Source organism: Brachybacterium sp. P6-10-X1 (genome assembly GCF_001969445.1).
In the GTDB taxonomy this organism is placed as follows: domain Bacteria; phylum Actinomycetota; class Actinomycetes; order Actinomycetales; family Dermabacteraceae; genus Brachybacterium.
Genome location: NZ_CP017297.1, coordinates 1,201,170 through 1,221,869, shown reverse-complemented (window position 1 = coordinate 1,221,869; position 20,700 = coordinate 1,201,170). Strand labels below are relative to the sequence as shown.

The 20,700-nt window shown below is 71.7% G+C and carries 15 protein-coding genes; 11 read left to right on the top strand and 4 right to left on the bottom strand.

Annotated features, from left to right (window positions below; all coding sequences use genetic code 11):
- Positions 1-55: 55 nt before the first annotated feature.
- Together BH708_RS05580 and glgX are read right to left on the bottom strand one after the other, a co-directional pair.
- On the bottom strand, positions 56-2,095 hold the full coding sequence (locus BH708_RS05580; protein WP_076807260.1) for an alpha-1,4-glucan--maltose-1-phosphate maltosyltransferase: 2,040 nt from the start codon (positions 2,093-2,095) through the stop codon (positions 56-58).
- Between the two features lie 51 nt (positions 2,096-2,146).
- Positions 2,147-4,390 (bottom strand): glycogen debranching protein GlgX, encoded by a 2,244-nt coding sequence (glgX, locus tag BH708_RS05575; protein WP_076807258.1) that lies wholly within the window; start codon positions 4,388-4,390, stop codon positions 2,147-2,149.
- 253 nt (positions 4,391-4,643) lie between these two features.
- Between glgX and BH708_RS05570 the strand changes: the two genes are divergently transcribed.
- From BH708_RS05570 to BH708_RS05520, 11 genes are all read left to right on the top strand, one after another.
- On the top strand, positions 4,644-5,819 hold the full coding sequence (locus tag BH708_RS05570; protein ID WP_076807256.1) for an AAA family ATPase: 1,176 nt from the start codon (positions 4,644-4,646) through the stop codon (positions 5,817-5,819).
- Between the two features lie 26 nt (positions 5,820-5,845).
- Positions 5,846-6,742, top strand: a complete 897-nt coding sequence (locus BH708_RS05565; RefSeq protein ID WP_076807254.1) for a DUF58 domain-containing protein — start codon at positions 5,846-5,848, stop codon at positions 6,740-6,742.
- Positions 6,729-7,238 carry a hypothetical protein gene (locus BH708_RS05560; protein ID WP_076807253.1) on the top strand — a complete coding sequence of 170 codons (510 nt, stop codon included), beginning with the start codon at positions 6,729-6,731 and terminating at the stop codon, positions 7,236-7,238. The genes BH708_RS05565 and BH708_RS05560 overlap by 14 nt, the downstream gene beginning before the upstream one ends.
- Positions 7,235-8,251 (top strand): VWA domain-containing protein, encoded by a 1,017-nt coding sequence (locus tag BH708_RS05555; RefSeq protein WP_253705484.1) that lies wholly within the window; start codon positions 7,235-7,237, stop codon positions 8,249-8,251. Before BH708_RS05560 ends, BH708_RS05555 begins: the two co-directional genes overlap by 4 nt.
- Positions 8,251-9,246 carry a VWA domain-containing protein gene (locus BH708_RS05550; protein ID WP_076807250.1) on the top strand — a complete coding sequence of 332 codons (996 nt, stop codon included), beginning with the start codon at positions 8,251-8,253 and terminating at the stop codon, positions 9,244-9,246. The genes BH708_RS05555 and BH708_RS05550 overlap by 1 nt, the downstream gene beginning before the upstream one ends.
- A complete protein-coding gene (locus BH708_RS05545) occupies positions 9,243-10,178 on the top strand; it encodes a hypothetical protein (RefSeq protein ID WP_076807248.1) in 936 nt (311 codons plus the stop codon). The genes BH708_RS05550 and BH708_RS05545 overlap by 4 nt, the downstream gene beginning before the upstream one ends.
- Positions 10,179-10,197: 19 nt before the next feature.
- Positions 10,198-11,487 carry a cysteine desulfurase family protein gene (locus BH708_RS05540; protein ID WP_253705483.1) on the top strand — a complete coding sequence of 430 codons (1,290 nt, stop codon included), beginning with the start codon at positions 10,198-10,200 and terminating at the stop codon, positions 11,485-11,487.
- A gap of 57 nt (positions 11,488-11,544) precedes the next feature.
- Positions 11,545-12,735 carry a tRNA 2-thiouridine(34) synthase MnmA gene (mnmA, locus tag BH708_RS05535; RefSeq protein WP_076807246.1) on the top strand — a complete coding sequence of 397 codons (1,191 nt, stop codon included), beginning with the start codon at positions 11,545-11,547 and terminating at the stop codon, positions 12,733-12,735.
- A complete protein-coding gene (locus BH708_RS05530) occupies positions 12,732-13,856 on the top strand; it encodes a hypothetical protein (protein WP_076807245.1) in 1,125 nt (374 codons plus the stop codon). Before mnmA ends, BH708_RS05530 begins: the two co-directional genes overlap by 4 nt.
- 240 nt (positions 13,857-14,096) lie before the next feature.
- Positions 14,097-16,754 carry a helix-hairpin-helix domain-containing protein gene (locus BH708_RS05525; protein ID WP_157235768.1) on the top strand — a complete coding sequence of 886 codons (2,658 nt, stop codon included), beginning with the start codon at positions 14,097-14,099 and terminating at the stop codon, positions 16,752-16,754.
- A 122-nt stretch (positions 16,755-16,876) separates the two neighbouring features.
- Positions 16,877-18,112 carry a hypothetical protein gene (locus BH708_RS05520; RefSeq protein ID WP_216639503.1) on the top strand — a complete coding sequence of 412 codons (1,236 nt, stop codon included), beginning with the start codon at positions 16,877-16,879 and terminating at the stop codon, positions 18,110-18,112.
- Here the strand turns inward: BH708_RS05520 and BH708_RS05515 are convergent, their stop codons facing one another.
- Complete coding sequence (locus tag BH708_RS05515; RefSeq protein WP_083713311.1) at positions 18,113-20,374, bottom strand: ATP-dependent DNA helicase RecQ; 2,262 nt, start codon at positions 20,372-20,374, stop codon at positions 18,113-18,115.
- 91 nt (positions 20,375-20,465) lie between these two features.
- Positions 20,466-20,678 carry a hypothetical protein gene (locus BH708_RS05510; RefSeq protein ID WP_076807243.1) on the bottom strand — a complete coding sequence of 71 codons (213 nt, stop codon included), beginning with the start codon at positions 20,676-20,678 and terminating at the stop codon, positions 20,466-20,468.
- Between the last annotated feature and the right edge of the window lie 22 nt (positions 20,679-20,700).

Below are 20,700 nucleotides of genomic sequence, written 5' to 3'. Positions count from 1 at the left end.
GTCGGCCGGGTTCCCGAGGGCCGGGGATGCGATGGGATCGATGTCGTCTGCCATGTCAGCTCTCCTCGGGATGGATGATCCGCAGCACGTGGGCGGGTCGGTCGGTCGCGCTGAGGATGACGTAGGGCTCGCTGCCCCAGGTGAACCGCTCGCCGGTCAGCAGGTCCTCGACCTCGAAGGCGGTGTGCGTCTCCGCGTCCAGGCCGAGGGCGGGAAGGTCCAGGTGGACCGTGGTCCAGGCGTCCCGGTCGTGCGCGGTCACGGAGATGACCAGCACCGTGTCCGGAGCGCCGGTGCCGCTGGCGGTGGCGTCGAGGTGCTTGGAGAAGGCCAGCACCTGCTCGTCATCGGTCTCGTGGAATCGGATCGTGGTCAGCGTCTGCAGCGCCGGGTGCGCGCGCCGGATCCGGTTGAGGTCGCCCAGCAGCGGCTCGAGGCTGGTGCCGGCGGTGAGGGCACCGGTGAAATCGCGCGGCTTGTACTCGTACTTCTCGTTGTCGATCTGCTCCTGCGCCCCGGGCCGGGGGACGTCCTCGACGAGCTCGTACCCGGTGTAGATGCCCCAGGTGGGCACGAGCGTGGCCGCGAGGATCGCGCGCAGCACGAAGGCCCGTCGGCCCCCGGAGGTCATGAACGGGGTGAGGATGTCATGGGTGGTCGGCCAGAAGCTGGGCCGCATGTAGGGGGCGGCCTCCACCAGCTCCTCGAGGTACTCCCGCAGCTCCGCCGCGCTCTCGCGCCAGGTGAAGTAGGTGTAGCTCTGGTGGTAGCCGACCTTGCCCAGAGTGTGCATCATCGTGGGACGGGTGAACGCCTCGGCGAGGAAGACGACCTCGGGGTGCTTCCGGTCGAACTCGGCCAGCAGCTCCTCCCAGAACCGCACCGGTTTGGTGTGGGGGTTGTCGATGCGGAACAGGGTCACCCCGTGGGCGACCCAGTGCTCGAGCAGGTCCCGGATCGCCGCGTACAGGCCCTCGTAGTCGGACTCGAAGCTGAGGGGGTAGATGTCCTGGTACTTCTTCGGCGGGTTCTCGGCGTAGGCGATGGTGCCGTCGGCACGGACCGTGAACCATTCGGGGTGCTCGGTGACCCAGGGGTGGTCGGGGGAGCATTGCAGGGCGACGTCGAGCGCCACCTCCAGATCCAGCTCGCGGGCCCGGGTCACGAAGGCGTCGAAGTCCTCCATCGTGCCCAGGTCGGGATGGATCGCGTCGTGACCGCCCTCGGGCGATCCGATCGCGTAGGGGGAGCCGGGATCGCCCGGCTGCGGGTCCAGGGTGTTGTTGCGGCCCTTGCGGAACGTGGTGCCGATCGGGTGGATCGGCGTCAGGTACGCCACGTCGAAGCCCATGTCCGCGATGCGGTCCAGCGACCTGGCGGCGGTGCGGAGGGTGCCGGAGACCCAGCCCTGCTGGGGATCGAAGCGCGCTCCCTCCGAGCGCGGGAAGAATTCGTACCAGGAGCCGTACAGGGCTCGGCGGCGGTGCACGACCAGCCGGTACGGGCCCGAGACCGTGACGCCCTCGCGCAGGGGGCGCAGGGCGAGCAGCGCGCGCAGATCCGCGGCCAGGGCGGGGGCGACCCGGGCGGCGGCAGGGAGCCCGGGGGCGCGCAGCGAATCCAGCGCCGCCTGCACCACGGGCCCGTCGGTGCGGGGGCGGCTCCCGTCCTCGATCTCGGCCAGCACGCGGGCCAGCACCTTCGCTCCCTCGGCGCACACCAGGTCGACGTCGATCCCTGCGGGGATCTTCACCTCGGCGGTGCGGGCCCAGGTGTCGTAGGGGGCGGAGAACGCCTCGATCCGGAAGGACCAGTGGCCGGTCCTCCCGGGTCGCACCGTCGCAGCCCAGAGGTCGAGGCCCGGATTCGTCGACGTCAGCGGCACCCGCTGCTCCCCGCCCTCGGGATCGGCGAGCACGGCCTGGACACCCATCGCGTCGTGCCCTTCACGGAAGGCGTTGGCGCCGATGGTGATCGTCTCGCCCTCGACGCAGGAGGCCGGGAAGCGGCCGCCGTCGACGACGGGGCGGACGTCCATGATCGGGATGCGGCCCACGCCGCCCTCCAGCCCGGTGCGGTCAGTGGTCGGGGACATGGCCTCTCCTGCCTGACACCTCGGTGTCTGCGACGGTCGCGGTGACGCTCCTCACGATAGCCCGTGACGGGCCCCTCCCGGGACGCCGGCCGCGATCGCGATCACCACCACGCTGCCGGCCGTCACGGGGAGCTCCCGATCGGGAAGCGGCCCGCCGGGCAGGTCGTCCTGGCGTTCCAGCGCGGTATCGAGCAGGTACCGCGCCGCACCCTGGGGCCAGGGCGTCGCGGGCAGACGCACGCGCACGGTCGAGGAGGCGCCGGAGACGATCACCAGCAGGTGCTCGGAGCCCTCGCGGCCGGTGACGGCCGGGCGCAGCATCGCCAGCACGTGCCGGGAGGGGTCCATCCAGGCCGAGTGGTCGAGCTCGGCGCCATCGGCCCCGAACCAGGCGACCGCCCCGGCGTCGAGGTCCTCCGGATCGGCCGGCCGCAGGAAGTCGGGTGCACGCAGCTGGGGATGCTCGCCGCGCAGATTCAGCAGGCGCTTGACCATCTCGCGGAGGTCACGGGCGCGGCCCGCCGGCGACCAGTCGATCCACGAGATCTCGTTGTCCTGGCAGTAGGCGTTGTTGTTGCCCTGCTGGGTGCGGGCGATCTCGTCGCCGGCGGTGAGCATCGGCGTGCCGGAGGCCAGCAGCAGCGTGGCGAGCAGACCTCGCGCGGTGCGACGACGCGCGGCCTCGATCTCTGCCCCACCCTCGGTGCCCGGGGTGATCTCCCCCTCGTGGCCATGGTTCCAGGAGCGGTTGTCGGTGGTGCCGTCGCGGTTGTCCTCGCCGTTGGCGTGGTTGCGCTTGGTCTCGTACACGGTCAGGTCCCGCAGGGTGAACCCGTCGTGCGCGGTGACGTAGTTGATCGATGCCCAGGGGGAGCGCAGGCTGCGGCCCGCCGGCAGCGAGTCAGGATCCTGCTCGGTCAGCAGGTCGCTGGATCCGGCCAGGCGGGTGGCGAGATCGCGGATACCGCCGACGGCGGACTCGCCGGAGCGCTCGCGGTGAGCCCGGTCCGAGAGCCAGAAGCTGCGCACGTCGTCGCGGAAGACGTCGTTCCACTCCGCGAAGGGGACCGGGAAGCTGCCCGTCCGCCATCCGTCGGGGCCCACGTCCCAGGGCTCGGCGATCAGTTTGACCCCGCGCAGCACCGGGTCGGTGGCGATCGCGCGCAGCAGGGGGTGATCGGGGCGGAAGCCTCGGTCGTCGCGCCCCAGCGTCACGGCGAGGTCGAAGCGGAACCCGTCGATGTGGACCTCCTGGACCCAGTAGCGCAAGGAGGCGAGGATCAGGTCCATCACGTGCACGGAGCGCGGGTCCAGGGTTCCGCCCGTCCCGGTCACGTCCAGGAAGGTCCCGTGATCGGTCCAGTAGTACTCGAGGTTGTCCAGGCCCCGCAGCGACAGGGCGGGCCCGTCGGCGCCGCCCTCGGCGGTGTGGTTGTAGACGACGTCGAGGATGACCTCGAGGCCGGCCGCGTGGAGGCTGCGGACCATGGTCTTGACCTCGTCGAGCACCGCCTGCGCGCCGGCGTGCCGGGCTGCGGCGGTGGCGAGCGACGGTTCCGGGGCGAAGTACGACATCGTCGAGTAGCCCCAGTAGTTGGTCAGTCCCATCCGGGTCAGGTGCGGCTCGTCCATCGCGGCCTGGACCGGCAGCAGCTGGACGGTGGTGACGCCGAGGTCCCGCAGAGACCCGGTGACGGCCGGATGGCCCAGGCCCGCGTACGTGCCCCGCTGGGCCTCGGGCACCTGCGGATGCGTCCGGGTGAAGCCCTTGACGTGCGCCTCGTAGAGCACGGTGGCGTCCCAGTCGACCAGCGGGCGCAGGTCGTCCTGCCAGTCGAAGGTGTCCGCGACGACGACGGACCACACGGCGTCCTCGCCGTTGTCCACCTCTCGCGGTCCAGTGTGCTCCTGACGGCGGTCGAGCATCGCGTCGACCTCGAAGGGGAAGAAGCTGCTCAGCAGCGACGAGGAGCGCGAGACACCGCGTCCCCAGGGATCCTGCAGCAGGCTGCGCGGGTGGGAGAACTGCCCGGCGGCGGGGTCCCACGGCCCTCCGGCGCGCAGACCGTACAGAGTGCCGGGGACCATCGAGGTGACGTGGTCCCAGTGCAGGCCGCCGTCGACGTGTCGCAGGCGCCGACGCTGCTCGGTGGCGCCCTGACGGATGCACAGGTCGACCCAGTCGGCGCGCGGGGCGGCCACCGCGAATGTTCCGCGTCCCAGCTCGTCCACGGACAGACCGGGTGAGGTCGGCGCGACAGGCGGCGTGGCGCGGTGGTGAGGGTCCGATGGCATCTGCGCATTCTCCCACCGCCTCGCACACGTCTCACGCCCCGCGCGCCGGGGCCTCCGATCGCCCCGCAGGGTCCGGTGCCGTTAGGATCGGTCCGGTGCCGTCACGCTCCGCCGCCCGGGGATCGACCGGCACCGCCACGGTCACGCGGCCGGCCTCGGCCTCCGGCCGTCCTGGGGGGAGGGGCCGCAGCGGGATGATGGTCCAGCTCGCACGAACAGAACGACGAACCGCACGACGGGGGAGCCGCAGCGCATGAGCATTCCACCCAATCAGCAGTCCGGGGCGCCGAGCGCACCGCAGGGACCTCCGGGCGCGCCCGCCGTGCAGGGGCCTCCGGGGACGCCCGCCGCGCCGGGGCAGCCGGGAGCTCCTGTTGCGCAGAAGCCGGCCCACGGACAGGGTGGCGCGCAGCGCCGGCCCGGAGAATTCGCCCCGACGTCGAGCGCGATCTCCCCGAGTGACCTCGAGCGCACCGGGTCGATCATCGGGACCATCTCGCAGGTGTTCCAGTCCCGCGTGGTCGGCCAGGAGAACCTGCGGCTGACGCTGGTCGCGGCGCTCGCCGCCGGGGGCCACGTGCTGCTGGAGTCCGTGCCAGGCCTGGCCAAGACGACCGCCGCGAGCGCGCTGGCATCCTCGATCACCGGCTCCTTCGCCCGGATCCAGTGCACCCCGGACCTGATGCCGAACGACATCCTCGGCACCCAGATCTTCAACTACGGCTCCGGCACGTTCACCACGCAGCTGGGGCCGGTGCACGCCAACGTCGTCCTGCTGGACGAGATCAACCGCTCCAGCGCGAAGACCCAGTCCGCCATGCTCGAGGCGATGCAGGAGCGGCAGACCTCGATCGGCGGGGAGGTGTACCGCCTGCCCGAGCCGTTCATGGTGCTGGCCACCCAGAACCCGATCGAGGAGGAGGGCACCTACGTCCTGCCCGAGGCGCAGATGGATCGCTTCCTGATGAAGGAGATCCTCACCTACCCGCGCCCCGGCGAGGAGCACGAGATCCTCGACCGCTCCACCGCGGGCAGCCTCACCGGTCCCCGCCAGGCCGTGGCGAACGTGTCCCTCGAAGACGTCCGCTTCCTGCAGGAGATGGTCGACTCGGTCTACGTCGACCCGGCCGTGAAGCGGTACATCATCGACCTGGTGTTCACCACCCGCGGATCCGGTCCGCGCCCGGTGCCGAACCTGACGCAGTCCGTGCGGGTCGGCGCGAGCCCTCGCGGCTCCCTCGCCCTGATGCGGGTGGGCCAGGCCCACGCCCTGCTGCAGGGCCGCGACTACGTCACGCCCGATGACGTCCGGGCGATGCGCTACGGAGTGCTGCGCCACCGTCTGGTGCTCACCTTCGACGCCTTGGCCAGCGGGATCAAGCCCGAGCAGATCATCGATGCGGTGTTCCACGCCGTCCCGATGCCCTGAGCGCCGCGGATCACGGAGAGCACGGCATGGCGACCTCCCTGCTGACCCGGGTCAAGGCTCGGGTCGACCTGCACACCTCGAGCCGGGCGCGCGGCCTGATCCAGGGCCGCGGCCGCTCGCTGTTCAAGGGCGCCGGCGAGGACTTCGACGACCTGAAGTACTACCAGCCCGGGGACAAGATCTCCGAGATCGACTGGAAGGCCACCGCCCGCTCCGGCGAGCCCCTGATCCGCCGGTTCAACGAGGAGCGGGTGCGTCACCTGTCCATCGTCGCGGACACCTCCTCCGCGATGGCGGCGACCGCCGCCGACGGCACCTCCAAGCGGGAGGCGATGATCCTCGCGGCCGGCATGGTCTGCTTCCTCGCCCAGAAGAACGGCGATCTGGTGGGGCTGGTCGCGGGCAGCGACGGCCGTCCCGTCCAGCTGCCCTCGCGGTCGAGCGACGGGCATCTGGAGCTGCTGCTGCGCAGCGTCCAGCAGGCCACCACCACGGCGGCGCCGGCCGCGGACAGCTCGTGGCTGCTCGAGCGCGCCTTCCGCGTCACCTCCCGCTCGACGCTGATGACGATCATCACCGACGAGGCGCATCCGGGCGTCGAGGACTTCGCCCTGCTGCGCCGGCTGACCACCCGGCACGACGTCCTCGTGATCCGCATCGCCGATGCCGACCCGCTGCAGCGCGGCGAGCTCGACCACGACGTGGTGGATGTGGACGCGCCGCGGGAGGTGGGGGCGATGGCCCGCTCCTCGAAGCGAGTGGCCCGGGACGTCGCGGCCTATCAGCGGGCGCGCCGCGACGGGATCACCGAGATGCTGGACCGCCTCCATGTCAGCCACATGATCACCAGCGGCGAGACCACCGTGGTCGAGGACATGATCGCCATGCTGCGGTCGAGGGAGTACCGCCATGCTCGTGCCTGAGGTGACGGCTGCGGCCGCCCTGCTGGCCGAGCCCGCCCCACCGCAGATCATCGCCCCGCCCCAGTACTCGGTGGCCTGGGTGATCCTCGCCGTCCTCTGCCTGCTGGTGATCACCGCCCTGATCGTGGGGACGCTGAAGATCACCCGCGCGATCGAGAAGCGGATCGCCTTCCGGGCCCGCCCCAGCGACGTCGACGCCCTCAAGGCCGAGTTCCTGCGCGCCGTCAACGACATCGCCGACCGTCACGAGGCCGGGGACCTTCCGGCCCGCGAGGGCCACCATGAGCTCACCGGCGTCATGCGCCGCTTCGTGCGCCGCACCACCGGGCACGACGTGACCAGTCAGGACACGGCCACGCTCACCGCCGATCCGCGCACCCGCGACGTCGGGACGCTGATCGCCGATCTATACGAACCCGATTTCGCGCCGGCCTCGAGCGCCGTCCTGACGGACTCCGTGCGCCGGGCGAGGGAGGTGATCCGAGGATGGTCATGACGTTCTGGTGGGTCACGGCGCTGCTGCTGCTCGCAGCGCTCGCCGTCTGGGCGATCACGTTCTGGAACCGTCGGGCGATGCGCAAGGCCCCGGTGATCGTGGCCAACTCGCAGTATCTCGATTCCATCCCCAGCTTCGTGCGCGCCCAGCGGGTGGCGAAGGTGGTCCGGGTGCTCCAGGTCGGCATCGCCGTGCTGGGCGTCCTCGCCGCCTCCATCCTCTCCGGCCGGATCTCGAGCGAGCGGATCGAGACCCCGGACTTCGCCTCCCGGGACATCGTGCTGTGCCTGGACGTGTCCGGGTCGATGTACGAGTACGACACCGAGATCCTGTCCACCTTCGCCGAGATGGTCGACTCCTTCGAGGGCGAACGGGTGGCCCTGTCGATCTTCAACTCGACCAGCCGCACCGTGTTCCCCCTGACCAACGACTACGACCTGGTCAAGCGGGAGCTGGAGCAGGGCGCCGAGGCGATCGACTTCGACGAGTTCGGGTACCGCCTGGGCAACCGCGACTACTCCGACGAGAAGGTGCGCCAGTACGTCAACTTCGTCGAGGGCACCCGGGGCATCCCGGATCAGGCCTCGGTGGTGCCGGACGGCCTGGCCTCCTGCGCCCAGGAGTTCGACCAGGCGGAGGAGGACCGCTCGCGTTCGATCATCTTCGCCACGGACAACGAGGTCAACGGCGAGCCGATCTTCACGCTGCAGGAGGCCACCGAGGCGGTCGCCGACCGGAAGATCGACCTCTACACCTTCTACCCGGGAGCCTACGAGTGCGGCCCCCAGTGCTTCGAGGAGTTGCAGGCGGCCACCGAGGACCAGGACGGGGAGCTGTACGAGTCCTCGGACCCCGACGCGATCCCCTCGATCATCAACGAGATCCAGAAGACCCAGGCCAAGGAGATGGGGGCTGAACCGACCGTGGTGCGCACCGACCATCCGACCTTCGGCTTCGTGCTGACGTTCCTGTCGCTGGTGGGCATCCTGGTGCTGGGCTGGAGGGCACGCTGATGCGCCTGGAGTACCTCATGCCCCTGTGGGCGATCATCCCGCTGTTCGGCGCGATGCTGATCGTCTGCGCCGTGCTGCTGATCCGTCGGCCCCGACAGCGGGTGGCGTGGCTGCGCCGCGCCCTGATGGTGGTGCTGCTGCTGATGGTCGCCCTGCGCCCCGTGACCCCGCTGGACGGCGAGCAGACCGAGCGGATGAACGCGAACGTCTTCTTCGTGGTGGATCGCACCGGGTCGATGAACGCCGAGGACTATGCGGGCGATCAGCCGCGCCTGGACGGCGTGAAGGCCGACATGACCCGCATCATGGACATGACCGAAGGATCGCGCTACTCGATCATCGCCTTCGACTCCACGGCCACCCAGCAGCTGCCGCTGACCACGGACGCGGGCGCCGCCACAGCCTGGATCGACACCCTCACCACCGAGCCCACCGCCTACTCGCAGGGCTCGAACGTGGACCGTCCGCTCCAGTCCCTGCTGGTCGAGCTCTCCGCCACCCAGCGTGAGGACCCGGACTCGCAGATCCTGGTGTACTTCCTCTCCGACGGGGAGAACACCGACGAGAAGGAGTCGGAGTCCTTCAGCCAGGCCGCCGCCTTCATCGACGGCGGAGCGGTGCTCGGATACGGCACCGCCGAGGGCGGCCCGATGAAGGCCAACGGCGGACCGCAGGACGGCGAATACATCACCGGCCCGGACGGGACGCGGGGCATCTCCTCGATCGACGAGGAGCAGCTGCAGACGATCGCCTCCGACCTGGGGGTGCCGTACATCCACCGCGACGATCCCGAGGCCGAGATCGAGGGCACCATGGAGGGGATCACCCTGCGGCCGGTCCCCATCGAATCGGCCCGCGACGTGACGAGCTTCCGGGACTGGTACTGGATCGCTTCGATCCCGCTGGCGGCACTGCTGATCTGGGAGCTGGGGGAGATGACCTACCGGTTGCCGCGGAAGCTGGACCGCCACGACATCTCAGGAGCGTCCCGATGAGCACACCGCTGAGCGAGAGGCCCCGCGCCGAGGACCCGGGGTCGACCTCGTCGATCCCTCCCGCCCTGGCGCAGGAGGGCACGGGCAGCCCGAAGAACTTCGGACTGAACGTGCGCCGGCTGCGGCGGACCCGGATCATCGTGTTCGCGGTGCTCGCGATCCCGATCCTGCTGCTGGCCCTGCTCGCGGTGAGGTTCCTGTCGATGCCGATCTCCCAGGCCACGCACCTCAGCGCCTACGAGGCCGAGGACTACCCCACGGCGATCGAGCGTTTGGCCCCGGTGCAGGTCGTGAACTGGTTCGAGCCGTACCTGCCGCACCTGTCCGAGGGCACCGCCCTGCTGCAGCAGGGGAAGGACGCGGCTGCCGAGGAGGAGCTGCGCACGGCGCTGGACGAGTGGAACAGCCACAGCGATCTCAACGCCCCGCTGCACGCGCAGTGCAAGATCATCAACAATCTCGCGATCTCGATCGAGCGCCAGGCCGACCAGATCGAGGATCCGCAGCAGCGCGCCGATCGGCTCTACGAGGCCGAGGAGATGCTGGCCGTCTGCGGCGGCGGTGGTGGCGGCGGCGAGGGCGGCCAGGGCGGCGGCTCCGGCAACGAGGACTCCGGGACCACCGAGGACAACGGCGATCGGGTGGAGGAGAAGCGCCGCGAGGCCGACGAGGAGGCCGGCAACGACCCGGACGAGCGCGGCGAGCAGGGCCAGAACGAGGGTGACGAGGAGGGTGGATCCCCCCAGGACCCCGGTGACCCGTCCCGCGAGGACCCCGAGGGCGAGGGGGACCCGGAGGAGGCCCCGACCGAGGGTGACAGCGAGCAGCAGTCCAAGGAGGACGAGCTGGAGGAGCGCAACAAGGATGCCCAGGGCGGTGAGGGCGAGGAGCAGAACGAGGGCTCCGAGCAGGATCCGGCGAAGCCGTGGTGAGCGGCGGGCGACCGAGGAGATGAGCGGGACGACGAGGGAGGGGATCGATGGCATGATCACGGACATGATGAGCACCGACGGGACGGGCGCCGATGGCCCGGAGCAGGAGCGCGCCTACCTGGACCACGCCGCGACCACGGTGATGCGCCCGGCCGCCCGGGAGGCCTTCCTCGAGGCCTCGACGGTGCGGGGCAACCCCTCGGCGGTGCACGCCTCGGGACGACGTGCCCGCGCGGTGCTCGATGACGCGCTGGAGACGATCGCCGAGCTGCTCGACGTCCCGCGCAGCTGGCTGATCATGACGTCCGGGGGCACCGAGGCGGACAATCTGGCGATCCGCTCGGTCGCCCTCGGCGCGGCAGCGGTCGATCCGCGCCGCACGGCGGTGGCGGTCGCCGCGACCGATCATCCTGCGGTCCTCGCCACCGCCCGCTCCCTGGCTTCGGCCGCGCCGAGGATCGAGGCGCGCGTGCTGCCGGTCGACGCCCGGGGCCGGCTGCTCCCGGAGTCGACCGCCCAGCTGCTGTCCGACGGGGCGGTGAGCGTCGTCAGCGCGGCGCTGGTGAACAACGAGACCGGAGCCCGCCAGGACCTGGCCGCGCTCGGCGCGATCGCCAGGCCCCACGGCACGCTGGTGCACACCGACGCGGTCCAGGGTGTGGGTCACGCGGACCGGCCCTCCTGGGACGATATCGATCTCATGTCGCTGTCCGGTCACAAGATCGGGGCGCCGGTCGGAGTGGGGGCCCTGGTGGCGAAGCCGGAGGTGCCCTTCGGGGTGGCCAGCACCGGCGGTGGCCAGCAGCGCGGCGTGCGCTCGGGGACGCTGGATCTCGCCCATGCGGCCGCCTTCGCCGCAGCACTGCGCGAGACCCTTGCCGAGCGGGATCAGGAGACCGAGCGGGTGGGGGCGCTCGCGCGGCGGCTGCGCGCCGGGATCGCCGAGATCGATCCCGGAGCCCGCTTCACCCTGCCGGAGGATGCCGCGCAGTCTGGCCACATCGTGCACGTCGTGTTCCCGGGGGCGGATGCGGACTCACTGCTGTTCCTGCTGGACGAGCGCGGCGTGGACTCCTCGGCCGGATCGGCCTGCTCGGCCGGCGTCACCCAGGCCAGCCCCGTGCTCGCGGCGATGGGCATCCCCGATGAGCTCGCGCGCGGTGCCCTGCGACTGTCGCTGGGTTGGACCAGCACCGAGAGCGACGTCGAGCATCTGCTGCGGGCCCTGCCGGAGTCCCTGACGAAGGCACGGGCCGTCGGGGCCCTGTTCGGCGGGGACCGGGGCGCATCTCACGTCGTGGGCGCCTGACCGGGCCCGGCACCGTCCGTACACTCGATGGGTGCGGACGACGGAGGAGGCCGACGGATGAAGGTGCTGGCAGCGATGAGCGGCGGGGTCGATTCCGCCGTGGCCGCGGCGCGCGCGGCCGAGGCCGGGCACGACGTCGTCGGCGTCCACATGGCGCTGTCGAAGAACCGTGACCAGACCCGCAGCGGCTCCCGGGGCTGCTGCACCGTCGAGGACGCCTCCGACGCCCGCCGGGCGGCGGAGAAGATCGGCATCCCGTACTACGTCTGGGACCTCTCGGACGACTTCCACGACCTGGTCGTCGAGGACTTCCTGTCCGAGTACGCGGCCGGCCGCACCCCCAACCCCTGCGTGCGCTGCAACGAGCGGATCAAGTTCGCCTCCCTCCTGGAGCGCGCCACCGTGCTCGGCTTCGACGCCGTGTGCACCGGTCACTACGCCTCGATCCGCGCCGACGGCCCCGGCGGCGCCCCGTCCCTGCACCGCTCCCGCAACCAGGCCAAGGACCAGTCCTACGTCCTGGCCGTGATGGGTCCGGATGCCGTGGGCCGCTCGGTGTTCCCGCTGGGGGAGTACGAGACCAAGGACGAGGTGCGCGCCGAGGCCCGCTCGCGCGGGCTGGGGGTTTCGACCAAGCCCGACAGCTACGACATCTGCTTCGTGGCCGACGGCGACACCCGCGGCTTCCTCGAGCGCAACCTCGGCCAGTCACCCGGAGAGATCCGGGACCCGGACGGCACCGTTCTCGGGACCCACCGCGGCACCCACGGTTTCACCATCGGCCAGCGCAAGGGTCTGGGCCTGGAACAGCCCGCCCCCGACGGCGCCCCGCGGTACGTCGTCGACATCGACCCCTCCTCCCGGCAGGTCGTCGTCGGCGCCGCCGAGCTGCTCTCGACCCGCGAGCTGATCGCGACCGACGTCATCGCCTTCGAGCCGCTCACGCCGGGCCGCGAGGTCCGCGCCCAGATCCGCGCCCACGGCGAGGCGATCCCCGCTCGGGTCCTCGAGGTCCCCGCCCCGACCGGCGCGAGCGTTCCCGCGACGACGCCACGGACCGGGCCGGGCGCCGCCGAGCCGGCAGCCCCTGCCGTTCCCTGCACCGACCCCGATCTCCCGTCCACCCCCTCGGGGAGTCTCCGCGTGAGCCTCGAGACCCCGATCCGTGGCGTCGCGCCCGGTCAGACCCTCGTCCTGTACGACGGCGACCGCGTGATCGCCGCCTCCACCCTGGAGCGCCGCGCATGAGCACCCTGGTCACCCTCACCGGCGACGGCACGTTCCGCGCGCCCACCGCGGCGCAGGCGGCGCGCCTCGAGCTCCCGGACGATCCGCACCTCGCCGCGCTGATGCGCCTGCGGGCCCTGCTCGGCGATGATCTCGAGGAGCAGATCGCGACGCGTCTGTACCTGCCCTCCGCCCTCGGCATCGACGAGACCGACCACATTCTGCCGGCCACCCTCGCACTGCTCGCCGAGACCACCGGTGACCTGGTCAGCTATGGGTGGCGGCTCGGTCCGGGCGTCGGCCGCGCCTGGCATCACGCCCGTGAGCTGCGCGGGCGCACCCTCGATGCGGCCCGCATCGCCCTGCTCGGCTACGAGGGACCGCTGATGACGACCGCGCTCGGCCCGGCCACCCTCTCCGCCGCCACCTTCCTGGGCACCGGGGAGCGCACCCTGGGTGATCCCGGTGCCGTGCGCGACCTGCCGATGCTGTTGGCCGAGGGATTGATCGACCACCTCGATGAGCTGCGGGAGCGGGTCCCCGGATCCCGGCCCCACCTGTTGCTGCGCGAGGACGCCGTGGCTGGTGTCCACGAGGGCCGGATCCCCACCCCGTCGGGGAGGCGCCGCTATCCGGCGCTGGGAGCGCCCGAGATCGGGATGCTGTGGCGCAGCCTCACGGCGGCTTTGACGGACGCCGGGCTGGACGCCGACTCGGTGACCGTCGGGGTGGGCGCGGACGTGCGTCTGCTGCGGGCCGCGAGAGAGGCCGGAATCCGCCGGATGGCGATCGGTCCGCGCCGGATGCCGACGCTGCAGACGCCGGAGGGCCGCGCCCTGTGGGAGGCCATCGCCCAGGCGCACGACGAGGGATGCCATGTCGAGCTCGTGGTGGATCCGCGCGCCGGCGGGAGGCTCGCCCCCGAGCTGGAGACGATGCTGGAGATCTGGAACCGTCTGGGCCACAGCGATGCCGATGCGGCGGGCTGCACCCTGCTGGCCCACACGGGGTCCGCGCACGCGGTCCACGCCGGCCGGGTCGACCCCTCGGCCCAGCCCGACCGCTCCACCCTGCTGGACGAGGGCGCCCTCGAGGCGCTGCTGCGCGCGGCCCCGACCTGGGCCGAGCGCGTCGCGCGCTGACCGGCCCAGAACCCGCTGCGGAGGCCTGCCCGCCGGTGGCCTGCTCCGCCCGCCGCTGCTGGCCTGCTCGGCCCGCCGCTGCTGGCCTGCTCGGCCCGCCGCCGCTGGCCTGCCTGCCCGCTGCTGGCCTGCTCCGCCCGCCGAGCTCTGCGTTGCTGGTGCCAAGATCCGTGGTGGCAACATCTGCGCAGAGTTCGGCCGGTGATTCCCCCTCCCGGATCGGTGCGACACAATGTCCTGGTGAGTCAGGATGAGCAGGAGACGCAGCCCACCGCCCCGCCGACCGACAACGATGCCGTCGCCGCGCAGCAGCGCATCGCCGCGCTGACGGCGCAGATCGAGCAGGCCATCGAGGATTACTACATCCACGATGCCCCGACCTTGGCGGATGCCGAGTACGACGCCCTGGAGCACGAGCTGCAGGCGCTCGAGGCACAGCACCCGCAGCTGGCCCGGGCCGATTCGCCCACGCAGACGGTCCACGGCGCGGTCGATGCCGAGCTCGTACCGATCGATCATGCGGAGCGGATGCTCAGCCTCGACAACGTGTTCGCGGTCCAGGAGCTGCGTGAATGGTGCGCGCATGCCGTGGGCGAGCTCGGCCAGGACGTGCGCTGGCTCACCGAGCTGAAGATCGACGGTCTGGCGATCAACCTCCGCTATGAGCACGGGGAGCTGGTCACCGCTGCCACGCGGGGAGACGGCCGCACCGGGGAGGACGTGACCGTCAACGCCTTGCAGATCAGCGGCATCCCGCGGTCCCTGGCCGGGAGCGGTCATCCCGCCCTGGTCGAGGTGCGGGGGGAGGTGTTCATGCCGACCGCGGACTTCGCCCGGCTCAACGAGCTCCAGGTGGAGCTGCGCGAGCGAGCGGTCGCCGAGAGTCGCTCCCGGTGGGAGTCCCGGCAGGCGTCGGGCCGGCGGCCGTTCGACGAGGAGAAGGAGCATCTCGCCGCGACCCGCCGCTTCCCCACCTTCGCCAATCCCCGCAACACGGCCGCGGGAGGCCTGCGCCAGCAGCTCGAGAAGAAGACGGGGCTCGAGCGGGAGGCCGGGGAGGTGCGGCTCACGTCATTGCGCCTGACCGTGCACGGCATCGGGGCGTGGCCGGACCCGCCCGTCGCCTCCCAGAGCGAGGTGTACGACCTGCTGGCCTCATGGGGCCTGCCGACCAGCCAGTACATGCAGGTCGTCGACTCCGCCGACGACGTGGTGCGGTACGTCGAGGACTACGGTGAGCGCCGCCATGACCTCGAGCACGAGATCGACGGGATCGTCATCAAGGCGGACTCCTTCGCACAGCAGCGGGCCCTGGGGGCGACCTCGCGCGCTCCGCGGTGGGCGACGGCCTTCAAGTTCCCGCCCGAGGAGGTCACCACGAAACTGGTGGACATCCAGGTCCAGGTGGGACGCACCGGGCGGGTGACGCCCTTCGGGGTGATGGAGCCGGTGAAGGTCGCCGGCTCCACCGTCGAGAAGGCGACGCTGCACAACCAGTTCGACGTCGAGCGCAAGGGTGTGCTGATCGGCGACACGATCGTTCTGCGCAAGGCCGGGGACGTGATCCCGGAGATCCTCGGCCCGGTGGAGTCGCTCCGTGACGGCAGCGAGCGACCGTTCGTGATGCCCACGCTGTGCCCGGCCTGCGGCACCACCATCCGCCCCGAGAAGGAGGGGGAGAAGGACTGGCGCTGCCCCAACCAGAAGGACTGCCCGGCGCAGGTCACCGGGCGCGTCGAGCATGCGGCCTCCCGGGGCGGCTTCGACATCGAAGCGCTCGGCGAGGAGTCCGCGATCGCCCTGACCGACCCCGACAAGCGCCGGGGCGAGGCGCTCGCCGCCCTGAGCACCGGGCACAGCATTCATCTGCCGATCCGCGAGGCCTCCGATGCGGACCTCGAGAACTTCGTGGTGCTCAAGAACGGCCGGGTCACCCAGGGGGCCGACGGGGTCCCGCTGCTGCGCATCACCACGGCGGAGGATCCCCTGCTGCCCGGTCTGCAGGATCCCGTGGTCACCACGGGCAATGATCTGTTCGACCTCACGGCAGAGGGGCTGCGCGAGGTGGTGGTCTGGCAGAGCGAGCGCCGCGACGGCGAGCCGACGGGGGACTGGCGCATCCAGCCGGCGTTCTGGTCCCGGCCGCAGTTCAAGCACTACAAACGCGAGGGCGCATGGAAGCAGCAGAAGACCCCCGCCGTGCTGAAGACCACCGAGACGCTCCTGTCGGAGTTGGAGAAGGCGAAGTCCCAGCCGCTGTGGCGGGTGCTGGTGGCCCTGTCGATCCGTCACGTCGGGCCGACGGCCGCCCGTTCGCTCGCCACCGCCTACGGATCCCTGGACGCGATCCGGGAGGCGGGCGTCGAGCAGCTTGCCGACACCGACGGGGTCGGCCCGGTCATCGCCGAGGCCGTCACCGACTGGTTCGCGGTCGATTGGCACCGCGAGCTCGTCGACGGCTGGGCCGCTTCCGGGGTCCGGATGGTCGACGACGTCGAGGAAGGTTTCGTCAGGACCCTCGAGGGGCTGACGGTCGTGGTCACCGGTGGCCTGGAGGGCTTCAGCCGCGACGGAGCCAAGGAAGCCGTCATCTCCCGCGGCGGCAAGTCCTCCGGCTCGGTCTCCAAGAAGACGGACTTCGTGGTGGTCGGTGAGAACGCCGGCTCGAAGGAGACCAAGGCCCGCGATCTCGGGCTGAGGATCCTCGATGAAGCCGGCTTCGTGGCCCTGCTCGAGGGCGGGCCCGAGGCCGTGGCGGAGCCGGGCGCGGATCCCGAGAGCGACGGCGCGACGGAAGACGCCGCCGCGACGGAGGACGGCCCTGCTGCAGAGGACGGCCCCGCGACGGAGGACGCCCTCGCCGCGGAGGACGGCCCCGGACCCGACGCCGAGAAGTAGCGCTCCGGGAACAGGTGGCCTCCTCCGTTCGGGCAGGGTCCGCGAAAAGCTCTCGACAGCTCCGCCCTGCGGTGCCACGGTGGTGCGCCTCACCTCGAACCCCTCAGGAAGGCTGCTCGGCCATGAGTGCCACCACCCCGAACGCCCAGGCCTCGGACCCTGACCGAATCCTCGCGGGAGGGATCGACCGTCGCACAGTCCTGCGCGGAGCCGGTCTGCTCGGTGCCGTCACCGCCGGCGGCGCGATGCTGCCCGCTTCCCCGGCCCGCGCCGCGGGTGCGCCCGACACGATCTCTCCGAACTCCTTCACCCTCACCGCGGACTACACCACCGGCGCGGACCACGTGGAGGCGCTGCTGGAGCAGGCCGGCGGGGCGAGCGTCAGCGAGGTCATGGACACCGCGAACCACGACCGGACCCCGGTGGACGGCGTCGTCGACGGACAGCTCCACGGCTTCCGCTTCGACTCCGGCGACGAGGACGACCCAGATGTCGCCCCTCAGGGCATCACCACCAGCCGCGACGCCGTCGGGACCGCGCAGGACGGCCGGTACGACGGCCGCCAGCTGATCGCGGTGAGCTTCTACAACTCGTCCCCGGAAGGCTCCCGGATCAACCTCATCGACTGGGACGCCGACCATGCGAACTCCTACCGGCGAATCCTCCTGGTCGAGCCCACCGGCACCGCCGAGGAACCCAGCTTCCGCGACGTCACCATCCACGTCGGCGGCATCGCCTGGTACGGGGATCTGCTCTATGTCGCGGACACGGCGCAGGGCATGCGCGTGTTCGACATGAGTCGGATCCTCACCACCGACACCGGCGGGGACAAGGAGCAGATCGGCCGTGTCGGCGACACCTTCTACGCCCACCACTACCGCTACGCCCTCCCGCAGGTCGGCACGATCGCGACCCGCGAGGGAGCCAAGGAGCTGGTCTGGTCGACCATCTCGCTGGACCGCTCCAGCAGATCCCTCGTCATGACCGAGTACCGCTGCCCGGACTGCGAGGACTACCCCAACGGCACCACCCGCGCCGTGCGCTTCCCCTTCGCCCCGGACAGCACCCGCTTCCCGGGCACCGTGACCGCCACCGAGGCGCTCGAGGTCCCGCTGCACCATCTCAACGGGGTCGCCTCCTCCGGCGGCACCTGGTGGTTCAACCAGTCCAATTCGACGCAGAGGACCCTGCACGCCTGGTCCGGGACCGGCGAGATGGCCTCCCACCCCTGGGTGAACTGGGGCGAGTCGATCAGCTACTGGCCGGAGGAGGACGGTCCCGACCTGCTGTGGAGCCTGCGGGAGGAGACCGGCGACAGGCCGGTCTTCGCGGTCGGCTCCGAGGACTACGGCCCGTGATCAGCTGACCAGCGCCAGGGACAGCGGCAGGACGGGGCCCGACCCCGCGCGGCGCAGCAGGCGCCCGGCCAGGGTCATCGTCCAGCGGGTGTCGATCTCGTCGTCGACCAACAGGATCGGGGCACCCTCCAGGGTCGAGATCTGCTCGGTCAGCTCCGGGGTGACCACGAACCGGTCCCACAGCGCCGCGACGCGGAAGGCGCTGTTGCGGGCCCCGGACAGCGGGGCGGCGTCGGCCGACAGCGGCAGATCCCCGAGGTCCTGCATCCTCCCGAGGCGCGCGATCCCGGCGGCGAGCTCGCGCACCAGCAGCGGGCGGGTGGTCGACCTGACCGCCAGCACCGCCGCGGGGCGCCGGTCCCAGTCCCAGTCGGCGAGCACCTCGACCACGCGCTGCGCGATCGCCGGGGTGAGCGGGGCATCGACCCGGTGGCCCTGCTCATCGACGCGGAGCAGCTCCCGCAGCGGCACCGCCCATCCCAGGTCCGACATGCGCGCCAGCGCCCGGCCCTCCTCGACGCGTTCGGCGGGGGCGATGTTCCCGCGCAGCGGCGCACCGGACTCAGCGGTCAGCCCCAGGCGGTCCAGGCCCTGCGGCCACTGCTTGCGAGGATCCACCGGTACCCCGACCCGGTCCAGCAGGCGGGAGACGGCCACCTGGGACGCGTCCGACTCCGCCCCGCCGGTGCCCGCGTCGTGCGGGGAGGCGCCGAGCGAGGCGGCGTCGGGGGCCGGGTACCAGGCCGCGGTGCACACGTCGCAGCGCCCGCAGGGGGCGGCCGTGTCGTCATCGAGCTGCCGGGCCAGGAACAGCATCCGGCACTGCTGCGGATCCCCGGGCTCCAGGCGTTCGTAGTCGAGCATCGCCTGCTGCTCCTCGCGACGGGCCCTGGCGACGTTCTCGTAGCGCGGCGCGTCATAGGCCCAGGGCCCGCCCGTGGCGATCCAGCCACCGCGCACCGCCTGGACCGCGCCTTCGACCGCGAGCACCTTCAGCAGCAGCTCGAGCGCGCTGCGCTTCACGTCCACCCGGGCCTCCAGCGCCGGGGTGGAGACGGGAGCCGCGGCCGCGCCGAGCTCGGCGAGCACCGCATCGGCGTCGGCCTGGGCGGGCATCGAGGCGGTCGCGAAGTACTCCCAGATGGCCCGGTCCTCGCGTCCCGGCAGCAGCAGCACATCGGCGGTATCGGTCGCCCGACCGGCGCGGCCGACCTGCTGGTAGTAGGCCACCGGAGAGCTCGGCGCTCCCAGGTGCACGACGTAGCCGAGGTCGGGCTTGTCGAAGCCCATGCCCAGCGCACTGGTGGCGGCCAGGGCCTTGACCTCGTTGTCCTTCAGGGCCTGCTCGAGCTCGGCCCGCTCCTCGGGATCCGTGCGGCCGGTGTAGGCGCGCACCCGGCGGCCGGGACGATCCAGCAGGTCCGCCAGGTCCTCCGCCGCGGAGACCGTGAGGGTGTAGATGATCCCCGAGCCCGGCAGCTGATCGAGGTGCCGGACCAGGTACTCCAGGCGTGCGCGGTCATCGGGCAGGGTGAGGCAGCCCAGGCGCAGCGAATCCCGGGTGAGCGAGCCTCGCAGGGTCAGCACCGGCGCCGCACCCTCGCTCTGGGCGTTCAGCTGCTCGGCGACGTCGGCGACCACACGGGAGTTCGCCGTCGCGGTGGTCGCGAGCACGGGCACCAGGTCGCCGAGCTCGCCGACCAGATCGCGCAGGCGCCGGTAGTCGGGCCGGAAGTCGTGGCCCCAGTCGGAGATGCAGTGCGCCTCGTCGATCACCAGCAGTCCGCAGCGCTCGATCAGGCGGGGCAGCTGATCCGCCCGGAACCGCGGATTGACCAGTCGCTCGGGGGAGACCAGCAGGACGTCGAGCTCGTCGTCGTCCAGCGCCTGCTCGATATCGGTCCACTGGGTCGGATTCGCCGAGCTGATCGCCTCCGCCCGGACGCCCGCCCGGCGAGCGGCCGCCACCTGGTCGCGCATCAGGGCGATGAGCGGGGAGATGATCAGCGCCGGGCCCGCGCCGCGACGCCGCTGCAGCAGCGCGGCCAGGAAGTACACGGCGGACTTGCCCCAGCCGGTGCGCTGGACCACGAGCACCCGCCGCCGCTGCTCGACCAGCGCCGAGACGGCCTCGAACTGGCCGTCGTGGAACTCGGCATCGGCGCGACCGGTCAGGGCGCGCAGCGCCTCCTGCGCCTCCTCGCGCAGGCTCGCAGCGGTCGAGGTCGCAGCCGGGGTGGGGGACGGAGCGCGGGAGTCCATGCCCCCAGTGTGGCAAGCGGGGACGACGTACGGGCACGAGGGGCGGCGTCGTGGACGGGCCCGGTCCCGGCCGATGACGCCATCGACACCGTCAGTCCTCGGTGGGCTCGGGATCCTCGCTCTCCAGGCGGCGCAGACGCTCCGAGGTGGACTCGTCGTCGCGCAGCGGGTCCTCCTTGGTGGCCAGGGCCCGGCGCATGCGCTGCTCGAGCTCCTGGGCCTCGCGGACCGTCGGGTCGTCCGACGGCTGGTCGTCGTCCTCGGGATCGTGCGCGTGGTAATCGACATGCGGGTCGACGGACATGGCGGGCCTTCTTCCTCGGGGA

Excerpts from the sequence above, each read along its gene's own strand:
- BH708_RS05580 (WP_076807260.1), bottom strand. The coding sequence starts at position 2,095 with ATGTCCCCGACCACTGACCGCACCGGGCTGGAGGGCGGCGTGGGCCGC.
- glgX (WP_076807258.1), bottom strand. The coding sequence starts at position 4,390 with ATGCCATCGGACCCTCACCACCGCGCCACGCCGCCTGTCGCGCCGACC.
- BH708_RS05570 (WP_076807256.1), top strand. The coding sequence starts at position 4,644 with ATGAGCATTCCACCCAATCAGCAGTCCGGGGCGCCGAGCGCACCGCAG.
- BH708_RS05565 (WP_076807254.1), top strand. The coding sequence starts at position 5,846 with ATGGCGACCTCCCTGCTGACCCGGGTCAAGGCTCGGGTCGACCTGCAC.
- BH708_RS05560 (WP_076807253.1), top strand. The coding sequence starts at position 6,729 with ATGCTCGTGCCTGAGGTGACGGCTGCGGCCGCCCTGCTGGCCGAGCCC.
- BH708_RS05555 (WP_253705484.1), top strand. The coding sequence starts at position 7,235 with ATGACGTTCTGGTGGGTCACGGCGCTGCTGCTGCTCGCAGCGCTCGCC.
- BH708_RS05550 (WP_076807250.1), top strand. The coding sequence starts at position 8,251 with ATGCGCCTGGAGTACCTCATGCCCCTGTGGGCGATCATCCCGCTGTTC.
- BH708_RS05545 (WP_076807248.1), top strand. The coding sequence starts at position 9,243 with ATGAGCACACCGCTGAGCGAGAGGCCCCGCGCCGAGGACCCGGGGTCG.
- BH708_RS05540 (WP_253705483.1), top strand. The coding sequence starts at position 10,198 with ATGAGCGGGACGACGAGGGAGGGGATCGATGGCATGATCACGGACATG.
- mnmA (WP_076807246.1), top strand. The coding sequence starts at position 11,545 with ATGAAGGTGCTGGCAGCGATGAGCGGCGGGGTCGATTCCGCCGTGGCC.
- BH708_RS05530 (WP_076807245.1), top strand. The coding sequence starts at position 12,732 with ATGAGCACCCTGGTCACCCTCACCGGCGACGGCACGTTCCGCGCGCCC.
- BH708_RS05520 (WP_216639503.1), top strand. The coding sequence starts at position 16,877 with ATGAGTGCCACCACCCCGAACGCCCAGGCCTCGGACCCTGACCGAATC.
- BH708_RS05515 (WP_083713311.1), bottom strand. The coding sequence starts at position 20,374 with ATGGACTCCCGCGCTCCGTCCCCCACCCCGGCTGCGACCTCGACCGCT.
- BH708_RS05510 (WP_076807243.1), bottom strand. The coding sequence starts at position 20,678 with ATGTCCGTCGACCCGCATGTCGATTACCACGCGCACGATCCCGAGGAC.